The following is an 18,458-nucleotide window of genomic DNA, read 5'->3' as shown; positions in this document are numbered from 1 at the left end:
TGCGGGGCACGCCGGTGGGATCGATTTGTTGCCGGGCCTTACTTGATGCGTTGACCCGGCTTGGCGCCGCTGTCCGGGCTCAGCAGGTAGATTTCTTCACCGCCAGGGCCGGCGGCCATCACCATGCCTTCGGAGATACCGAACTTCATTTTCCGTGGCTTGAGGTTGGCGATCATCATGGTCAGGCGCCCGTCGAGTTTCGACGGATCCGGGTACGCGCTCTTGATCCCGGAGAACACGTTGCGTTGCTCGTCACCGATGTCCAGGGTCAGGCGCAGCAGCTTGTCAGCACCTTCGACGTGTTCGGCTTTGACGATCAGTGCGACGCGCAGGTCGATCGCGGCAAAGGCGTCGAAGTCGATTTCCGGCGACAGCGGATCCTTGGCCAGTTCGCCGTTGCCGGCCGGAGCGGTTGCACCGGTGTCGGTCTGGCTGGCGGTCAGGTCTTCTTTCGAGGCGTCGGACATGGCTTGTACTTTCACCGGGTCGATGCGGGTCATCAACGGTTTGAATTCGTTCAACTGGTGGTTGGCCAGCAGGGTGGTGTGGTCGTTCCAGGTCAGCGGGGCGACGTTGAGGAACGCCTCGGCATCGGCGGCCAGCAACGGCAACACCGGCTTGAGGAAGATCACCAGTTGGCGGAACAGGTTGATGCCGGTGGCGCAGATCGCCTGGACTTCATCCTGCTTGCCTTCCTGTTTATTCAACGACCACGGCGCCTTGTCAGCGATCCACGCGTTGGCGCGGTCGGCCAGGGCCATGGTTTCACGCATGGCGCGGGCGAAGTCGCGGGCTTCATAGGCGTCGGCAATGCTTGGCGCAGCGGCGAGGAAAGCCTCGGTCAGCTCCGGCGCAGCGTTTTGGTCGACCAGCAGACCGGCGTTGCCTTTTTGAATGAAACCGGCGCATCGGCTGGCAATGTTGACCACTTTGCCGACCAGATCCGAGTTGACCTTCTGCACGAAGTCTTCGAGGTTCAGGTCGAGGTCATCGACGCCACGGCCCAGCTTGGCTGCGTAGTAGTAGCGCAGGTATTCCGGCGACAGGTGATCGAGATACGTCCGGGCCTTGATGAAGGTGCCGCGCGACTTGGACATTTTCTGGCCGTTGACAGTCAGGTAGCCGTGCACGTTGATGCCGGTCGGCTTGCGGTAGCCCGCGCCTTCGAGCATCGCTGGCCAGAACAGCGCGTGGAAGTTGACGATGTCCTTGCCGATGAAATGGTACAGCTCGGCGGTGGAGTCCTTGCCCCAGAACGCGTCGAAGTCCAGCTCCGGCGTGCGGTCGCAGAGGTTCTTGAAGCTGGCCATGTAGCCGATCGGCGCGTCCAGCCACACGTAGAAATACTTGCCCGGCTCGTCCGGGATCTCGAAACCGAAGTACGGCGCATCGCGGGAGATGTCCCACTGCTGCAGGCCGGCGTCCAGCCATTCGGCGATCTTGTTGGCCACGGCGTCTTGCAGTGTGCCGCTGCGGGTCCAGGCCTGCAGCATTTGCTGAAAGTCTGGCAGTTTGAAGAAGAAGTGCTGGGAATCCTTGAGCACCGGGGTGGCGCCAGAGATCGCCGACTTCGGATCCTTCAGATCGGTCGGGGCGTAGGTTGCACCGCATTTCTCGCAGTTGTCGCCGTACTGGTCTTCAGTGCCGCATTTCGGGCAGGTGCCCTTGATGAAACGGTCGGCCAGGAACATTTTCTTTTCCGGGTCGAAATACTGGGTGATCGAGCGTTGGGCAATGTGCCCGGCGTCACGCAGCTTGATGTAGATCTGGCTCGACAGCTCACGGTTTTCTTCGGCGTGAGTGGAGTGGAAGTTGTCGAAATCGACCAGGAACTCGGCAAAGTCGGCGCTGTGTTCAGCCTGTACGTTGGCGATCAGTTGTTCCGGGGTGATGCCTTCCTTTTCCGCGCGCAGCATGATCGCCGAACCGTGGGCGTCGTCGGCGCAGACATAAATGCACTGGTTGCCGCGATGCTTCTGGAAGCGCACCCACATATCGGTCTGGATATATTCCAGCATATGGCCAAGGTGAATCGAACCGTTGGCGTAGGGCAGGGCGCTGGTGACGAGGATCTTGCGTGGTTCGGACATGTGGGGCTTCGCTACTTGATGAAACGGAGGTCGGCCACTATAAAGCGCCGGGCAAGATATTTCACCCCTGCAAATCGTTGCCGGGCGTGCCGTCCGGAGGATAGAAGGGGTAGGATACCCGCCATCTTTTCCCAGTCTTGTTATCGGAGTTGCCCATGAGCGCCGTCACTCGCGCAGCGGTGGAAGCCGTCCTCAGCCAATACACCGACCCTTACCTGAACCAGGACCCGGTCAGCGCCGGTTGCGTGAAGCACATCGAGATCGTCGGTGACCGCGTCAACGTGCAGCTGGAAATCGGTTACGCCGCCGGTCTGTTCAAGAGCGGCTGGGCGCAAATGCTGCAACTGGCCATTGAAAACCTTGATGGCGTGACCGCGGCGAAAGTCGAGATCAACACCGTGATCGCCGCGCACAAGGCGCAGGCGCAGATTCCGGGGCTGGCCAACGTCAAGAACGTGGTTGCCGTTGCTTCGGGCAAGGGCGGTGTGGGTAAATCGACCACCGCCGCCAACCTCGCGCTGGCCCTGGCCCGTGAAGGCGCCAAGGTCGGGATTCTCGACGCCGATATCTACGGCCCGAGCCAAGGCATCATGTTCGGCATCCCCGAGCGCACCCGCCCGGAGGTCAAGGATCAGAAGTGGTTCGTGCCGCTCAAGGCCCATGGCGTTGAAGTCATGTCGATGGCGTTCCTGACCGACGACAACACGCCGATGGTCTGGCGTGGGCCGATGGTCTCCGGCGCGCTGCTGCAACTGGTTACGCAAACCGCGTGGGGCGACCTCGATTATCTAGTCATCGACATGCCGCCAGGCACCGGCGACATTCAACTGACTTTGGCGCAAAAAGTCCCGGTGGCTGGTGCGGTGATCGTCACCACGCCACAGGATCTGGCATTGCTGGATGCGCGCAAAGGCGTGGAAATGTTCCGCAAGGTCAACATTCCGGTGTTGGGCGTGGTGGAAAACATGGCCGTGCACATTTGCTCGAACTGCGGGCATGCCGAGCATCTGTTCGGTGAGGGTGGTGGTGAAAAACTGGCGACCCAGTACGGCGTAGAGCTGCTGGCTTCGCTGCCATTGTCGATGCTGATCCGCGAACAGGCCGACGGCGGCAAGCCAACCGTGATCGCCGAGCCGGACAGCCAGATTGCCATGGTCTATCAGGAACTGGCCCGCCACGTTGGTGCGCGGATTGTGTTGCAGGAAGCGGCGACGCCGGCGATGCCGAACATCACCATCAGCGACGATTGATACATCAGCAACACCGATAACCCTGTAGGAGTGAGCCTGCTCGCGATAGCGGAATAACATTCAACAGATTTGTTGAATGAATGACCGCAATCGCGAGCAGGCTCACTCCTACATTTGTTTTGTGTTGGCAGTTAGATACGCAACCCGCCATCCATCTCCAGAATACGCCCGGTGTAGTAGTCGTTCTCGAAGATATACGCCGCCGAATGGGCGATTTCTTCCGGCTTGCCCATGCGCTTGAGCGGAATCCCCGAAGTCATCTTCTCCAGCGCTTCCGGTTTCATGCCCAGGGTCATCTCGGTTTCGATGAAGCCCGGTGCAATCCCCGCCACGCGAATGCCGTAACGCGCCAGCTCTTTGGCCCAGGTCACCGTCGCCGCCGCAACACCGGCCTTGGCCGCCGAATAGTTGGTCTGGCCAACGTTGCCCGCACGCGAGATCGACGAGATATTGATGATCGCGCCGCTGGTCTTTAGCTCAACCATTTTTGCAGCCACTTCACGGGTGCAGAGGAACACGCCGGTCAGGTTGACGTCGATGACGGCCTGCCACTGTGCCAGGCTCATCTTGGTCATTTCGCCGTCCTTGACCTTGAGCAGCAGGCCATCACGGAGGATCCCAGCGTTGTTGATCAGGCCGTGGATCGCGCCGAAGTCGGCGGCGACCTGGGCGACCATGTGCTCGACCTGCTCTTCATTGGCGACGTTGCAAAGATAGCTGCGCGCCTCGACGCCCTTGGCTTTGCAGGCCGCGACCGCGTCGTCGAGTTTTTCCTGATTGAGGTCGACCAGCGCGAGCTTCGCGCCTTTGCCGGCGAAATACTCGGCCATCGAGCGGCCCAAACCCTGGCAACCGCCAGTGATAATGATTACTTTGTCGTTGAGTTGCATTCGCATGCCCCGATAGCAGTCTGAGTCGTTTTTGTTTTCAGCGACTCCCGATCTGCACCGGCCGTGGCTGGGTTGCACATGAGAGTTGCCCGCCGGCGTGACTGGGACTTGATCCCAGGCGCCTGTCCGTTTTTTCGACGGATTCTATTTAAGGAGTCATAAATTGAGCGTTGAAGTGGCGAAGAATGCCCGAGAATTGCTTCTCAAGGAATACCGTGGAGTGCTGTCGACCCACTCCAAATCGATGCCCGGTTTTCCTTTTGGCTCCGTGGTGCCGTACTGCCTGGACGAGCAGGGCCGGCCGCTGATCCTGATCAGCCGCATCGCCCAGCACACCCACAACCTGCAAAAAGACCCGAAGTGCTCATTGCTCGTCGGCGAGCGTGAGGCAGATGATGTGCAAGCCGTTGGTCGCCTGACCTATCTGGCGGAGGCGCAAAAGCTCGAAGACGTTGCCGCGATCGAAGCCGCCGCCGAGCGTTACTACCGTTATTTCCCCGATTCGCAGAACTACCACAAGGCCCACGATTTCGACTTCTGGGTGTTGAGCCCGGTGCGTCATCGCTACATCGGCGGTTTCGGCGCGATTCACTGGGTAGATCAACTGACCCTGGCCAACCCGTTCGCTGGCAAGGCTGAAATCAGCATGGTCGAGCACATGAACAGTGACCACGCCAAAGCCATCGCGCACTACGTCGACCTGGCCGGTCTGCCGAAAACCGTGCCGGCGCAACTGGCCGGGATCGACACCGAGGGCATGCACCTGCGCATCGGTCAGGCGTTGTACTGGCTGCCGTTCCCGGCACCTTGTAATACGCCGACACAAGTGCGCGAAGCCTTGGTTTCTCTGGCTCACGCCGAGGTCTGGCCAAAAAATGAGGTGGCTGGTGCTTGAATTCACGAAAGGGCGACGTCATCTAAGGCTTACTGCAAGGCATTTCTTGCGTTGAGGAAACTTTGATGCGCCCTTTTCTGTTGCTCTTTCTGCTGTTTCCGGTGCTGGAGCTGTTCGTATTCGTCAAAGTGGCAGGGGCTATCGGGTTTTTCCCGGCCCTGCTGCTGATCATTGTCGGCTCGATGTTCGGCATTTTCGTGCTGCGCGTCGCCGGTCTGGCCACTGCATTGCGTGCCCGTGAAAGCCTGAACCGCGGCGAACTGCCTGCGCAAACCATGCTGGAAGGTTTGATGCTGGCATTGGCCGGTGGCCTGTTGATCCTGCCGGGCTTCATCAGTGACGTGGTCGGTCTGGTGATGTTGCTGCCATTCACCCGTCGCCTGCTGGCGAACAAAATGCGCCAGCGCGCCGAAGAACAGGCCATGCGCCAGCGTGCGTTCGCCGACGACCTGCAACCCCGTGGCGGTCCTGCACCGCGCCAGCCTCTGGGCCGCGAGGGTGACGTGATCGAAGGCGAGTTCGAACACCGGGACTCCAAGTAACATCTGCATCGACACGGCACCTTCGGGTGCCGTGTTCGTTTATGGGCTGCTTTTGTGCAGCACATCGGTGAAAATTTTTTCGCCTCGCCCTTGTAATAAGCTTATGCGCCCTTATGTATCGGTCACCGAAAGGTTTCCGGTATTTGAACCGGACAGACTTCCGCGGTTCGCTTGACGAATCGCAACCGGCGCAGGCCGGATTTGTTAAACCCGCCGGGACTACACCGGCCGATGAAAACCACAATTAGGAGAGATCGACAATGAAGCTTCGTCCTCTGCATGACCGCGTCGTAATCCGTCGCAGCGAAGAAGAAAAGAAAACCGCTGGCGGTATCGTCCTGCCAGGTTCGGCTGCTGAAAAAGCCAACCACGGTGTGATTCTCGCTGTAGGCCCGGGCAAAGCTCTGGAAAACGGCGAAGTGCGCGCACTGTCCGTGAAAGAAGGCGACAAGGTTGTGTTCGGTCCTTACTCCGGCAGCAACACAGTGAAAGTCGACGGCGAAGACCTGCTGGTAATGAGCGAGAACGAAATCCTCGCTGTTATCGAAGGCTGATAACCCCGTTCATTTTCCCGCTACTACAAAGTATTTAAGGAATATCGATCATGGCTGCTAAAGAAGTTCTGTTTGGCGATTCCGCCCGTAAAAAAATGCTCAAGGGCGTCAACGTCCTGGCTGACGCTGTAAAAGCGACCCTGGGCCCGAAAGGCCGTAACGTGATCATCGAGAAGAGCTTCGGCGCTCCGACCATCACCAAGGACGGCGTTTCCGTCGCCAAAGAAATCGAACTCGAAGATCGCTTCGAAAACATGGGCGCGCAGCTGGTCAAAGACGTTGCCTCCCGTGCCAACGATGACGCTGGTGACGGTACTACCACCGCTACCGTTCTGGCTCAGTCGATCGTCAACGAAGGCCTGAAAGCCGTCGCTGCCGGCATGAACCCGATGGACCTGAAGCGCGGTATCGACAAAGCGACCATCGCTATCGTCAAAGAGCTGAAGAACCTGTCCAAGCCATGCGCTGACACCAAGGCCATCGCTCAGGTAGGCACCATCTCCGCCAACTCCGACAACTCCATCGGCGACATCATTGCCGAAGCCATGGAAAAAGTCGGTAAAGAAGGCGTGATCACCGTTGAAGAAGGCACTGGCCTGGAAAACGAACTGTCGGTTGTTGAAGGCATGCAGTTCGACCGTGGCTACCTGTCCCCGTACTTCGTCAACAAGCCAGAGACCATGGTTGCCGAGCTGGACAGCCCGCTGATCCTGCTGGTCGACAAAAAGATCTCGAACATCCGTGAAATGCTGCCAGTGCTGGAAGCCGTTGCCAAAGCCGGCCGTCCACTGCTGATCGTTTCCGAAGACGTTGAAGGCGAAGCCCTGGCGACTCTGGTTGTAAACAACATGCGTGGCATCGTTAAAGTCGCAGCCGTCAAGGCGCCAGGCTTCGGCGACCGTCGTAAGGCCATGCTGCAGGACATCGCTGTTCTGACCGGCGGTACCGTTATCTCCGAAGAGATCGGCCTGAGCCTGGAAGCAGCTACCCTGGAAAACCTGGGCAGCGCCAAGCGTGTGACCATTTCCAAGGAAAACACCATCATCGTTGACGGTGCCGGTGCAGATTCCGACATCCAGGCGCGTATCGCTCAGATTCGTGCTCAGGTTGGTGAAACTTCCTCGGACTACGACCGTGAAAAACTGCAAGAGCGTCTGGCCAAGCTGTCCGGCGGCGTTGCAGTGATCAAGGTTGGCGCTGGTTCCGAAGTTGAAATGAAAGAGAAGAAAGCCCGCGTTGAAGACGCCCTGCACGCAACCCGTGCAGCCGTTGAAGAAGGCGTGGTACCTGGCGGTGGCGTTGCGCTGATCCGCGCTCTGCAAACCCTGGTTGACCTGAAAGGCGACAACGCTGATCAGGACGTGGGTATCGCTGTGCTGCGTCGCGCTGTTGAAGCACCGCTGCGTCAGATCGCTGCCAACAGCGGCGACGAGCCAAGCGTTGTCGTCAACGAAGTCAAGAACGGCAAAGGTAACTTCGGTTACAACGCTGCGACTGGCGAATACGGCGACATGATCGAAATGGGCATCCTGGACCCAACCAAGGTGACTCGTTCCGCTCTGCAAGCGGCATCGTCGATCGGCGGTCTGATCCTGACCACCGAAGCAGCTGTAGCTGACGCGCCGAAGAAAGACGGCGCTGCAGGCGGCGGCATGCCTGACATGGGCGGCATGGGTGGCATGGGCGGCATGATGTAAGCCAGCCTTACCCCTGTAACGCAAAACCCCGCTGGCGCAAGCCAGCGGGGTTTTTTATTGCCTTTGATTTAGTGTTGGCGCAAGTCCGAGTAATCGTTCATCGCTGGCAAGCCAGCTCCCACAGTGATTCGAGCGTTCACAAAATGTGTGCTCGGCACCAACCCTGTGGGAGCTGGCTTGCCAGCGATGGCGTCAGATCAGGCGCTGACCGGTTGCGCCTCGACCACGGCCGCGGTTTTCACCGCCGGGCGATACAGCACCCAGTAATACGACCCCAGACAAATCAGCCAGCAGAAAATCGCCGTCCACACGTTGTGCGAAAAGAAGTGCGCACCCTGCATCATCCGGCTGATCGAAAACACCGAACCCAGCGCGAAGGCAAAGATAAATGCCTGACGGGCCAGACGCGGACGGCGATCACGCAGGACAAAGAACAGCGCAAACAAGGTGAACCCCGTCGCCGCATGACCACCGGGCCAGCAACGGCCGGGTTTGTCCGTTTGTGGACGATGTTCCATCAGTTTGCTGTAGGTTTCATGGCCGCCGAATTGCTCCAGGCTCCATGGGCACTGCACCGCCGTCACGGCTTTGACCGGGGTAACGAACGAGGTCGCCAGGCCCAGCGACAGCACCAGACAGCCCAGTTCGCGCTTGAACGGTTTCAGTCTGCCGACGAAGAACGAGCTGATGAAGCCGAGGATGGCAAACACCGAGAACGCAATGACCACCTGCTTGGCGCGATCATGGAGGATGTCTTCAAGGAAAAAACTGTGTCGCCCGATAAAGTCACCTGCGACCGGGTCATAGAACAGTCGGGCCAGATCCATGTCCAGATCAGTCAATTCAAGCAGCACCAGAATGATCGCCGCGACGGTGGGTATTCCCAGGCATAACCAAAAATTCAGTGGCCTGGAAACGGGGCGGGCAGAAGTCGACACCATGGGGCAATTCCTTGGTCGTAAATAGGGTCTGAAGAGCGCAACCGCGCGGAGTCTGCGCGCGTGCGCGTCGCCGATTTGTTAACCGAAAGTGAAAAAAACGTTGGCATGCACAATGAGCTTTTTCTCGTTAAACAACCCGACGCACGCCTAGCTCTGAGCCACACTTGGCCGTAAGCTGCGCGGGCCAAGACGGCCGTTACCCCGTACGGAGGAGGTGCCCATGCGAATTCTATTGGTCGAAGACAACCGCGACATCCTGGCCAATCTGGCCGATTATCTGGGCCTCAAAGGCTATACCGTCGATTGCGCCCAGGACGGTCTGTCGGGCCTGCACCTGGCCGCCACCGAGCATTACGACCTGATCGTGCTCGACATCATGTTGCCCGGCATCGATGGCTACACCCTGTGCAAACGCCTGCGTGAAGATGCCCGCCGGGACACGCCGGTGATCATGCTCACCGCTCGCGATCAACTGGACGATCGTTTGCAAGGCTTCAAGTCCGGGGCTGACGATTACCTCATCAAGCCATTTGCCTTGTCTGAACTCGCGGCGCGGGTCGAAGCGGTGATGCGACGTGCTCAGGGTGGTGGCCGCCGTGCCCTGAAAGTCGCAGATCTGAGTTACGACCTCGACACGCTGGAAGTGACCCGCGATGGCAAACTGCTCAAACTCAACCCGGTAGGCCTCAAGCTTCTGGCCGTGTTGATGCAGAAGAGCCCACACGTACTGCGTCGGGAAATTCTCGAAGAAGCGTTGTGGGGCGATGATTGCCCGGACAGCGACAGCCTGCGCAGCCACGTTCACCAACTGCGACAAGTCATTGATAAACCTTTTGCCAAACCACTGCTGCACACTGTGCACGGGGTGGGTTACCGGCTGGCCGACGTGTAATGGAGTTCAGGCAAAGTCTTTCCCAGCGGATCATCATTGCTTTTGCCTTGATGAGCGCACTTGTGGCCGGCGCCTTCGCGATGGGCATCGTCGCGACCGTGCACCTGGTGGAAGAAAAATTGATTTCGGCGGGGCTGGGCGGCGATCTGCAACGGCTTCTGCTGATGGACAACGTTTCGGACTGGAGCCATCGCCCGGAACCCGACCAGTTGTTCTATTTCAGTGGCGGGCCGGGCGATTTTGAGCTGCCCAAGGACCTGCGTCACCTCGATTCGGGTTTCCATGAAGTGTTCCGCGAGCAGCTGTCGTATCACGCGATGGTCGAGGTCGTCGACGGTCGGCGTTATGTGCTGCTGCAGGATCAAAGTGATTTCGAAGAGCGCGAGCGCGTGCTGTTTGCCGTGGTGCTGGTCGGCTTCGTGCTCAGTCTGGCCCTGGCGGTATTCCTCGGGTGGGTGCTGGCGCGCAAGGTAATGGCGCCGGTGGTGCGACTGGCCCGGCAGGTGCGCCATCGCGATCAGTTGCTCGGTCTGGCGCCGCCGCTGGCACCGGATTATGCGGCAGACGAGGTGGGTGAACTGGCGGTGGCGTTCGATGCCACGCTGGGACGCCTTCGTCAGGCGCTGACGCGTGAAAGGTTGTTCACCAGCGACGTCAGCCATGAATTGCGCACGCCGTTGATGGTATTGGCCAGTTCCTGCGAACTGCTGTTGGAGAACCCGGGGATCGACCAGCGCGGCCGCTCGCAAGTCGAGCGAATTGCCCGCGCCAGTGAGGAAATGCGCGAGCTGGTGCAGACCTTCCTCATGCTGGCGCGCGCCCAGCACGAAGATGCGGGGATGGCTCTGCAGCAGAACCTCTCGCAGGTGGCCGAAAACTTATTGTGTCTGTGGCGCGGGCCGATCGAGAGCAAAGGCCTGAATCTGGTCTTCGAACCTGGCAATCCGACGGACGCTCGTTACAACGCGACCCTGTTGAATGCCGTGATGGGTAACCTGTTGCGTAACGCGCTGCATTACACCGAGAAAGGCTTCATTCGCCTGACACTCACGGCCAACGGCTTTGTGGTGGAAGACTCCGGTGTCGGCATTCCGGAAGAAAAGCGTGAAGCCATGTTCGAGCCTTTCGTGCGTGGCAGCGAAAAGCGCGGCGAAGGCTTGGGGTTGGGATTGTCGCTGGTTCAGCGGATCTGCGAGAACCAGGGCTGGACCGTCAGCTTGAGCACGATGGAACCCAATGGCTGCCGCTTCGAGGTGGATCTGGGCAAAATCTGACGCACGGAGTGGCTCGATGCTACTCCCTCCTTCCTGTCTAAATCCTGTATAACGCTGTAATAATTTGTCTATTTACCGGACATTTTTTTCACAAATGGATGACCTGACGCTGACATGCCGCTCCTTAAGGTGGTGACATCAGCAATTCAGGAGTCCAGGTGATGGCCGGTCCGATCAAACTCGATTTTTCCGAGAAGTACGACGATCAACACGCGCAGAAATACCTGCGCAAGCACAAAGAAAGCCTTGGACGTCGTCTCTCCCATTGGCGTGACGAACAGCTAGCCCGCAAGGCGCTGGCGTTGGTGGGTGAGCCGGGACTGGTGCTGGATTTGCCTTGCGGTGCCGGGCGTTTCTGGCCGTTGTTGGGCGAAAAGGCCAACCGGGTGATTATCGGCGCGGACAATTCCGAGTCGATGATCAAGACGGCCATGGAGTCGCAACCGGCGGATGTAGTGAAACGGGTACAACCCTTGCACACCTCTGCCTTCGACATTGCCTTGCCTGACAACGCGGTCGACAGCATTTTCTGCATGCGTTTGCTCCACCACATCGGTGAAGCCGAGCATCGCCGGGCGATTCTGAGCGAATTCGAGCGCGTTACCCGGGACAGTGTGATCGTTTCGCTGTGGGTTGATGGCAATTTCAAAGCCTGGAAACGCCAGCGAGCCGAGCGCAACCGTGACAAACGCGAGTATCAGAATCGCTTTGTGTTACCGGCCGCTACGGTGGAAAAGGAGTTCGAGGAAGCAGGTTTTCGGATTCAGGAACAACTGGACTTTATTCCGCTCTACGCCATGTGGCGGGTTTACGTATTACGCAAGAGGTAACAGGATGGCAGTGCAATTTGCAGCAGAAACGGACGTCGCTCCGCAAGATCGCTTTGACTTTTACTGGAACCAGCGCGGCGAGTGGGTGGAAGAACCCAACGTTCGACGTGGTGGGGAAAGTGGCGTGCAAAGGGTCGTGGGGCGCGATGGTCAACTGCTGTATGCCAAGCGCCAGACCGGTCATATCTATCGCAGTTGGTTGCACCCTTTTGGCCGTCCTACTGTTTTGCGTGAACTTGATGCGCTGACCGGCGTGAGCAAGCTCGGTGTGCGCGTGCCGCAAATCGTTTTCTGCGGCGCCCAGCCTGATCCGCAGCACAAATGGCGTGCACTGCTGGTCACCAAGTCCCTGGACGGTTTCCAGGAACTGGAACATTGGCTGGCGGCTGCCGGCGGTCGCGATCAGTGCGGCGATGTGGTGTATGAGCGTGTGCTCAAGGACCTCGCCGAAAACCTGGCGCGCATGCACAAGGGCCGTTGGCAGCACAGCTGCATCTACATCAAACACGTGTTTGTGCGTGTGACGGGCGAAGGCGACTCGGCCAAGGTCGAGGTCGCTTTGATCGATCTGGAGAAATGCCGCCAGCGTCTGACCGCCTATCGCGCCGCTTCCCACGACATGAAGCAATTGCGCCGCCATTCGTCGTTCCGCGACGCGGACTGGAAAAAACTCGTCTACTTTTATGAGACGGCGTTTGGCAGCGCTATCAAAGGTTTATAGCGATGAAACTAGAAATTGCACGAGGTTTGTTTTTAGTTGGAGCCTTGGCAGTTGCGTCATTGGCGGTGGCTGCCTGGGAGCAGCCCCGCATGCAGGTGGTGGGCGCGTCCGTAGACGACGCCCACTGCGCAGTCCCACGGGTGGCGAAAGCCTCCGTGGCGACCAAACCCGATCATGATCTGTTGTTGTTCATGTTCGGACTTTCTCAAGGGATGAGGCCGCAGAGTTGAAACGATTGAAGCCCACATAAAAGGCCTCGCAGATGCGAGGCCTTTTTTATGCCCGGAGCAACACAGATCCCTTGTAGGAGTGAGCCTGCTCGCGATAGCGATTTGTCAGTTAAAAATGATTTAAATGACACACCGCTATCGCGAGCAGGCTCACTCCTACAGGGGTTATGCGGTTGGCTTGGGATCGGGTTTCGCCAGCAGGGTGTAAACGCACGGCAAGACGAACAGCGTAAACAACGTGCCAATCGACATCCCCGTGGCAATCACCATGCCGATATCAAAACGGCTCACTGCACCGGCGCCCGTGGCCAGAATCAGCGGCACCATACCAAACACCATCGCCGCCGTGGTCATCAACACCGGCCGCAAGCGAATCGCCGCCGCTTCCTCAACGGCTTCGCGCGCCGTCAGGCCCTTGTCCTTGCGCAACTGGTTGGCGAACTCGACGATCAGGATGCCGTGTTTACTGATCAGCCCGATCAGCGTCACCAACCCGACCTGGGTATAGATGTTCATGCTCGACCAGCCGAGGAACAGCGGAATCAACGCCCCACAGATCGACAACGGCACCGTCACCAGGATCACCAGCGGATCGCGGAAGCTTTCGAACTGCGCCGCCAGCACCAGAAAGATAATCGCCAGCGCCAGCGCGAAGGTTACCCACAGGGCACTGCCTTCCTGCACGAACTGTCGCGATGCGCCGCCGTAGTCGAAAGCAAACCCGGCCGGTGCTTCTTCGCGGGCAATCTGCAACACGGTGTCGATAGCTTCACCCATGCTCACCAACGGGAAACCGGAGATCTTCGCGGCGTTAAGTTGCTGGAACTGATTGAGCTGGCGCGGTCGAGCGCGGTCGCTGACCTTGATCAGCGTCGACAGCGGCAATAACTCGCCCTGAGTGTTTTTCACGTAGTAGTTGTTCAGCCAGTCCGGATTATCACGATAGGGGCGCTCGACCTGGGCAATGACCTTGTAGCTGCGCCCATCAATGGTGAAACGGTTGATTTCCGCCTCGCCCAACAGCGTCGCCAGCGTGCCGCCGAGATCCTGCATCGACACGCCCATCTGCGCTGCTTTGGCGCGGTCAATATCGACCACCACCTCGGGTTTGTCGAACGCCAGATCGAGATCGACGAAGGCGAACTTGCCCGACTCCATTGCACGTTTCTTGATCCGGTCTGCCACTTGCAGCAGTAGTTCATAGTCGTTGGCGGTGTTGACCACGAACTCAAACGGCAGGCCTTCACCGGTGCCGGGCAGGGAGGGCAGGTTGAAACCAAAGATCTGCAAGCCAGGAATGCCTTCCAGTTTGCCTTGTACCTCGGGGAGGATTTGCATCTGCGTGCGACTGCGCTCGTTCCATGGTTTGAGCAGGAAACCGCCGATGCCGGCCTGCACGCCGTTGTAGCCGTTGATCTGGAACGAGGAGTAGTACTCCGGGAATTCCTTGAAGATTTTGATGAACTCGTCGGTGTAGGTACTCAGGTAATCGAGGTTGGTTGGCTGCGGCGCAGTGGCCATCATGAAAATGATGCCCTGATCTTCGTCCGGGGCCAGTTCCGATTTGGTGAACTTGAGGAACACCGGGATCAGGCACAACACGATCACTGCGAACACCAGCACCACCGGACGCGTGTTCAGCGTGCCGTGGAGCATGCTCTGATAGCGGCGCTTGAGGCCGTCAAAAATGCGGTCGAGGCGGTGCGCGAGGCCGCTGGGATTTTCCTCGTGGCGTAGCAAAAACGCGCACATCATCGGCGACAGGGTCAGGGCGACGATCCCGGAGATCACCACGGCGCCGGCCAGGGTCAGCGCAAACTCCTTGAACAACGCTCCGGTCAGCCCGGTGAGGAAACCGATCGGCGCATACACCGCCGCCAAGGTGATGGTCATCGACACCACCGGCATGGCGATTTCCCGTGCGCCTTCCAGCGCCGCATCAAATGGCGTCTTGCCTTCCTCGATATGCCGGTGAATGTTTTCCACCACGACAATCGCATCGTCCACCACCAGACCGATGGCCAGCACCATCGCCAGCAGCGTCAGCAGATTCATCGAGTAGCCCATCATCTGCATGAAGAACATCACGCCGATCATCGACAGCGGAATGGTCACCACCGGGATTACTACCGAGCGCAATGCGCCGAGGAATAGGAACACCACGACGATGACGATCAGCACCGCCTCGAACAGGGTTTTTACCACTTCATCGATCGAGGCCTGGATAAACAGTGTGGCGTCGTAGGCGATCTCGCTTTTCAGGTTCGGCGGCAGTTGCGCTTCCAGCTCCGGCATCAGCTTGCGCACTTCCTTGATCACATCCAGCGGGTTGGCGCCCGGGGTGGCCTTGATGCCGATGTACACCGACGGCGTGCCGCCAAACGAGCTGATCGAGTCGTAGTTTTCCGCGCCCATTTCCACCCGCGCGACATCACTCAGCAACACGCGGCTGTCGCCACTGACCTTGAGCGGAATCGCCGCGAAGGCTTCAGCGGATTTCAGTTCGGTGTTGGCGTTGATGCTGGTGACCACGTACTCGCCTTTCACTTCGCCAGCAGCGGAGAGGAAGTTGTACTGGCGCACGGCGTTGGTCACATCGCTGGCGCTGAGGCCGAAACCGGCGAGTTTCACCGGGTCGAGCCACAGGCGCATGGCGAACACCTGATTGCCGAGAATCTCCGCCTCGGCCATGCCCGGCAAGGTCGCCAGTTTTGGCTGGATCACCCGTGACAGGTAGTCGGTGATTTGCGGGTTGCTCAAATCCTTGCTGAAGAAGCTGATGTACATCAGCGCCGAGGCGTCGGCGGACTCCTTGCTCAGCACCGGGTCTTCGGCGTCCTGTGGCAGCTTGTTTTTCACCTCGTTGGCTTTGGCCAGCAGTTCGGTGAACAAACGGTCGGTGTTGGAGCCGATGCGCGCGTAGATCGAGATCACCGAGAAGTTCTGCCGGCTGACCGAAGTCATGTAGTCGATGCCCTCGGCGCTGGCGAGGCTCTGCTGCATAGGTTGGGTGATGTAGCCCTGAATGGTTTCGGCGTTGGCCCCGGGGTAAGCGGTGGTCACCGTGATCAGGGCGTTTTCCATTTGCGGGTATTGGCGCAGCGGCAACTTGCTCCAGGCCTGAAAGCCCAGCAGCACAATCAACAGGCTGACCACGGTGGCGAGCACCGGGCGGCGGATGAACGGATCAGTAAAAGCCATGGGATTTCCTTGATCAGTCGGCGCGCGGCGGACTGTTCTGCTCGCCGAGGGTCTTGTCGTCGCTGATGGCAATGTGGGCGCCGTTGTCCAGTTTGATCTGGCCAGCCGTTACCACTTGTTCGCCGCTCTGCACGCCCTTGTTGATCATCACCAGGCCATCGCGGCGTTCACCGGTTTCGATGAAGCGGCGTTCGGCGATCAGCACCGGTTGGCCCTTGTCGTCCTTTTCGAGACTGCCGTCTTCGGCTTTCTTTTGCCCGACCACGTAGATCGAGTTGCCGTAGAGGGTGTAGGTGATCGCGCTCTCCGGCACGACGATGTGTTTCTGCGGATCCGGCAACAACACCTCGAGGCTGGCGAACATGCCCGGCAGCAATTTGCCGTCGGGGTTGGCCAGCGTGGCGCGAACCAGAATGTTGCGCGTAGTGCTTTCGACGATCGGGTTGATCGCGCTGATCTTGCCGGCGAAGTTTTGCTTGGGATAGGCGGCGACTGCAATCTGCACCGGCTGACCGATGGCCAGTTTCGGCACCGATTGTTCGGGCAGGTAGAAGTCGGCGTAGAGGCTGCTCAAGTCCTGCAGCGTGGCGATTTTGGTGCCGCTGGCGAGGTAGTCGCCGACGTCGACCTGACGGATGCCGATGGTGCCGCTGAACGGTGCGAGGATGCGTTTTTTCGCCAGCGAAGCGTTGAGCTGATTGACCGTGGCTTTATTTTTCTGCAGTACAGCGGAGAGCCGGTCGTACTCGCCTTTGGAGATTGCGCGGCTGTCGACCAGTTGCGCGCCACGGCCGAAGTCCAGTTGCGCCAGACCGAGATCAGCCTTGGCGGTTTCCAGCAGGGCGGTTTCGACGCCACTGTCGAGTTGCAGCAAGGGTTGCCCGGCCTTGACCTTCTGTCCGGACTCGAACTTGAGTTCGGTGACGGTGCCGGCGACTTCCAGGCTCAGCTCGACACCTTGCAGCGCCTTGAGCGTGCCGACGGTCGGCAGACGCATCTGCCACGGCTGTTCGGTGGCATTGGCCACGGCAACGCTGATCGGCGGTTTCGGCTTGGAAAAGCCCTGGATCATTGTGTAGATCGAAAAGGCTTTGTATCCGCCCAGCACCAGGACGATCAACAAAACAACACCCAACATGATCAGCATGCGGCGACGCAGCATATTTCCAGTTCCTTGGATAAATCAGGTGAGACAGGCGGGCACATTACTCCGAGTACAGGGGGGATTCCAACTGGCAGTTCTTACAGGGGGGCGCAAAAAGATCGCAGCCTGCGGCAGTTCCTGCAGAGGAGTGCATTCCAATGCAGGAGCTGCCGCAGGCTGCGATCTTTTAAGGCAGTTTTACGCCATCAAGTGCAGATGGTTGTCCCAGAGCCCCGCCGGTAATTCCAGTGGCTTGGCCAGCAGCTCATCCTGACGGCAATCGTAGTAACGGCAACGTCCTTGCCCGGAGGTCACGACAAAACCGTCCTTCACCGCACCCACACCCGCGCAATCGGGCAACGGCGCGTCGAGGCGCACCTCGCCACTGTCCAGATCCCAGATAAAGAAGCGGTTGCCACGCGGCGCCGTCAGCGCAACCAGGCGCAAGTCGCTGTGCACCGCAACACTGGCGGTGTAATGCCCCATCGACTGCAACTGATGCTCCGGCACCGGGAACGCCACGAACGGCTGCCCCGGACGCTTGATCGCCAGCAACTCCGAACGCTCATGCGAGGCGCCCATGAACTGCTGACCGGCGACGATGGTGCCATCGCTGGCGATGCCCAGATGGCGCACGCTGTTCATCTGCTGGGCGAGGGTTTCCTTGCTCAGCAGGGTGCCATCGCGCTGCATCAGCACCAGACTTGGCTCCATGGCGTTGAGGTTCATGTCGACGCGGCTTTCCGCCTCGGTACGAATCCCGCCATTGGCCACCACCAGCGTCTCGCCATCGGGCATCCACGACACCTGATGCGGGCCGAGGCCGTGGGTGGAAATTTCGCCGGTGTGCACCAGCCGTTCGCCTTCGAACTTGTACACACCGAGCAAACCACGGCCAGGATCGGTGGTGTCGTTCTCGGTGGCGTACAGGTATTCGCCGTCCTTGTGCACCACGGCGTGGCCGTAGAAGTGCCGGTTCGGCTGCGAGGTCACCGTCTGCAGCAACTTACCGTCGCGCAGGTCGATCAGGTAACTCTCGGTGCCCGGGCGACGTGCGACGAACAGTGCAATCGGCTGCGTCGGATGGTTGATGATGTCGTGGCAGCGTTGGCCGACTTCGGTGGCGAACACCCGCGTGCCATCCAGCCGATAGCCGACGGCGTAGTGCTTGCCGTCGGTGTCGTCGCGCGCCGACAGCAACAGCGGGCTCTGATCCTTGCGTTTGAACAGCGTCCAGCCGCCCAGCGTCACTGCTCCCAGCAGTGCACTACCTAAAGTCAGAACCTGACGTCGCAGCATGGCACTTG

General features: G+C 59.2%; 16 protein-coding genes. 10 read left to right on the top strand and 6 right to left on the bottom strand.

Annotated elements, in window-relative coordinates:
* Positions 1-38 precede the first annotated feature (38 nt).
* The gene (gene metG, locus CKW14_RS19155; protein ID WP_095048392.1) at positions 39-2,090 is read right to left on the bottom strand and encodes a methionine--tRNA ligase; all 2,052 of its coding nucleotides are present in this window, start codon (positions 2,088-2,090) and stop codon (positions 39-41) included.
* 155 nt (positions 2,091-2,245) lie between these two features.
* Here metG and apbC point away from each other — a divergent pair, with 155 nt between their 5' ends.
* Positions 2,246-3,340: an iron-sulfur cluster carrier protein ApbC gene (apbC, locus tag CKW14_RS19150; protein ID WP_095125868.1), complete on the top strand. Its 1,095-nt coding sequence runs from the start codon at positions 2,246-2,248 to the stop codon at positions 3,338-3,340.
* A gap of 131 nt (positions 3,341-3,471) precedes the next feature.
* Here the strand turns inward: apbC and CKW14_RS19145 are convergent, their stop codons facing one another.
* Positions 3,472-4,230, bottom strand: coding sequence for an SDR family oxidoreductase (locus CKW14_RS19145; protein WP_064391936.1), 759 nt, complete (start codon positions 4,228-4,230; stop codon positions 3,472-3,474).
* Between the two features lie 163 nt (positions 4,231-4,393).
* Here CKW14_RS19145 and CKW14_RS19140 point away from each other — a divergent pair, with 163 nt between their 5' ends.
* The 4 genes from CKW14_RS19140 (at position 4,394) to groL (ending at position 7,918) form a co-directional block, all read left to right on the top strand.
* Complete coding sequence (locus CKW14_RS19140; RefSeq protein ID WP_095125867.1) at positions 4,394-5,125, top strand: HugZ family protein; 732 nt, start codon at positions 4,394-4,396, stop codon at positions 5,123-5,125.
* Between the two features lie 65 nt (positions 5,126-5,190).
* Positions 5,191-5,667, top strand: coding sequence for an FxsA family protein (locus CKW14_RS19135; protein WP_095125866.1), 477 nt, complete (start codon positions 5,191-5,193; stop codon positions 5,665-5,667).
* Between the two features lie 260 nt (positions 5,668-5,927).
* A complete protein-coding gene (locus CKW14_RS19130; protein ID WP_007916610.1) occupies positions 5,928-6,221 on the top strand; it encodes a co-chaperone GroES in 294 nt (97 codons plus the stop codon).
* A gap of 50 nt (positions 6,222-6,271) precedes the next feature.
* Complete coding sequence (gene groL, locus CKW14_RS19125) at positions 6,272-7,918, top strand: chaperonin GroEL (RefSeq protein ID WP_095048279.1); 1,647 nt, start codon at positions 6,272-6,274, stop codon at positions 7,916-7,918.
* A 197-nt stretch (positions 7,919-8,115) separates the two neighbouring features.
* On the opposite strand, the gene CKW14_RS19120 is transcribed toward groL, so the two are convergent.
* The gene (locus CKW14_RS19120; RefSeq protein WP_095048278.1) at positions 8,116-8,859 is read right to left on the bottom strand and encodes a phosphatase PAP2 family protein; all 744 of its coding nucleotides are present in this window, start codon (positions 8,857-8,859) and stop codon (positions 8,116-8,118) included.
* Positions 8,860-9,079: 220 nt separating this feature from the next.
* On the opposite strand from CKW14_RS19120, the gene colR reads away from it, so the two are divergent.
* From colR to CKW14_RS19095, 5 genes are all read left to right on the top strand, one after another.
* Positions 9,080-9,751, top strand: a complete 672-nt coding sequence (gene colR / locus CKW14_RS19115; RefSeq protein ID WP_095048277.1) for a two-component system response regulator ColR — start codon at positions 9,080-9,082, stop codon at positions 9,749-9,751.
* Positions 9,751-11,025 (top strand): HAMP domain-containing sensor histidine kinase, encoded by a 1,275-nt coding sequence (locus tag CKW14_RS19110; RefSeq protein WP_095048276.1) that lies wholly within the window; start codon positions 9,751-9,753, stop codon positions 11,023-11,025. Before colR ends, CKW14_RS19110 begins: the two co-directional genes overlap by 1 nt.
* A 161-nt stretch (positions 11,026-11,186) precedes the next feature.
* Positions 11,187-11,855, top strand: coding sequence for a class I SAM-dependent methyltransferase (locus CKW14_RS19105; protein WP_095048275.1), 669 nt, complete (start codon positions 11,187-11,189; stop codon positions 11,853-11,855).
* A gap of 4 nt (positions 11,856-11,859) precedes the next feature.
* Positions 11,860-12,576 (top strand): lipopolysaccharide kinase InaA family protein, encoded by a 717-nt coding sequence (locus CKW14_RS19100; protein ID WP_095048274.1) that lies wholly within the window; start codon positions 11,860-11,862, stop codon positions 12,574-12,576.
* Between the two features lie 2 nt (positions 12,577-12,578).
* A complete protein-coding gene (locus tag CKW14_RS19095) occupies positions 12,579-12,806 on the top strand; it encodes a hypothetical protein (RefSeq protein ID WP_034153490.1) in 228 nt (75 codons plus the stop codon).
* Between the two features lie 165 nt (positions 12,807-12,971).
* On the opposite strand, the gene CKW14_RS19090 is transcribed toward CKW14_RS19095, so the two are convergent.
* From CKW14_RS19090 to CKW14_RS19080, 3 genes are all read right to left on the bottom strand, one after another.
* Positions 12,972-16,007 carry a multidrug efflux RND transporter permease subunit gene (locus CKW14_RS19090; RefSeq protein ID WP_095125865.1) on the bottom strand — a complete coding sequence of 1,012 codons (3,036 nt, stop codon included), beginning with the start codon at positions 16,005-16,007 and terminating at the stop codon, positions 12,972-12,974.
* A 13-nt stretch (positions 16,008-16,020) separates the two neighbouring features.
* A complete protein-coding gene (locus tag CKW14_RS19085) occupies positions 16,021-17,169 on the bottom strand; it encodes an efflux RND transporter periplasmic adaptor subunit (protein ID WP_095048272.1) in 1,149 nt (382 codons plus the stop codon).
* Positions 17,170-17,349: 180 nt separating this feature from the next.
* Positions 17,350-18,450: a DUF1513 domain-containing protein gene (locus CKW14_RS19080; RefSeq protein WP_095048271.1), complete on the bottom strand. Its 1,101-nt coding sequence runs from the start codon at positions 18,448-18,450 to the stop codon at positions 17,350-17,352.
* Between the last annotated feature and the right edge of the window lie 8 nt (positions 18,451-18,458).

It is taken from the genome of Pseudomonas sp. Irchel s3a12, assembly GCF_900187485.1.
Taxonomy (GTDB): Bacteria; Pseudomonadota; Gammaproteobacteria; order Pseudomonadales; family Pseudomonadaceae; genus Aquipseudomonas; species Aquipseudomonas neuropathica.
The sequence above is the reverse complement of the archived record's forward strand: the minus strand, read 5'-3'. Positions and strand labels throughout refer to the sequence as shown.

Coding starts and splice junctions, on each gene's coding strand:
- CKW14_RS19100 (WP_095048274.1), top strand. CDS start 11,860: ATGGCAGTGCAATTTGCAGCAGAAACGGACGTCGCTCCGCAAGATCGC.
- CKW14_RS19105 (WP_095048275.1), top strand. CDS start 11,187: ATGGCCGGTCCGATCAAACTCGATTTTTCCGAGAAGTACGACGATCAA.
- CKW14_RS19095 (WP_034153490.1), top strand. CDS start 12,579: ATGAAACTAGAAATTGCACGAGGTTTGTTTTTAGTTGGAGCCTTGGCA.
- CKW14_RS19110 (WP_095048276.1), top strand. CDS start 9,751: ATGGAGTTCAGGCAAAGTCTTTCCCAGCGGATCATCATTGCTTTTGCC.
- CKW14_RS19080 (WP_095048271.1), bottom strand. CDS start 18,450: ATGCTGCGACGTCAGGTTCTGACTTTAGGTAGTGCACTGCTGGGAGCA.
- CKW14_RS19145 (WP_064391936.1), bottom strand. CDS start 4,230: ATGCAACTCAACGACAAAGTAATCATTATCACTGGCGGTTGCCAGGGT.
- CKW14_RS19120 (WP_095048278.1), bottom strand. CDS start 8,859: ATGGTGTCGACTTCTGCCCGCCCCGTTTCCAGGCCACTGAATTTTTGG.
- CKW14_RS19090 (WP_095125865.1), bottom strand. CDS start 16,007: ATGGCTTTTACTGATCCGTTCATCCGCCGCCCGGTGCTCGCCACCGTG.
- groL (WP_095048279.1), top strand. CDS start 6,272: ATGGCTGCTAAAGAAGTTCTGTTTGGCGATTCCGCCCGTAAAAAAATG.
- CKW14_RS19135 (WP_095125866.1), top strand. CDS start 5,191: ATGCGCCCTTTTCTGTTGCTCTTTCTGCTGTTTCCGGTGCTGGAGCTG.
- metG (WP_095048392.1), bottom strand. CDS start 2,090: ATGTCCGAACCACGCAAGATCCTCGTCACCAGCGCCCTGCCCTACGCC.
- CKW14_RS19085 (WP_095048272.1), bottom strand. CDS start 17,169: ATGCTGCGTCGCCGCATGCTGATCATGTTGGGTGTTGTTTTGTTGATC.
- colR (WP_095048277.1), top strand. CDS start 9,080: ATGCGAATTCTATTGGTCGAAGACAACCGCGACATCCTGGCCAATCTG.
- apbC (WP_095125868.1), top strand. CDS start 2,246: ATGAGCGCCGTCACTCGCGCAGCGGTGGAAGCCGTCCTCAGCCAATAC.
- CKW14_RS19130 (WP_007916610.1), top strand. CDS start 5,928: ATGAAGCTTCGTCCTCTGCATGACCGCGTCGTAATCCGTCGCAGCGAA.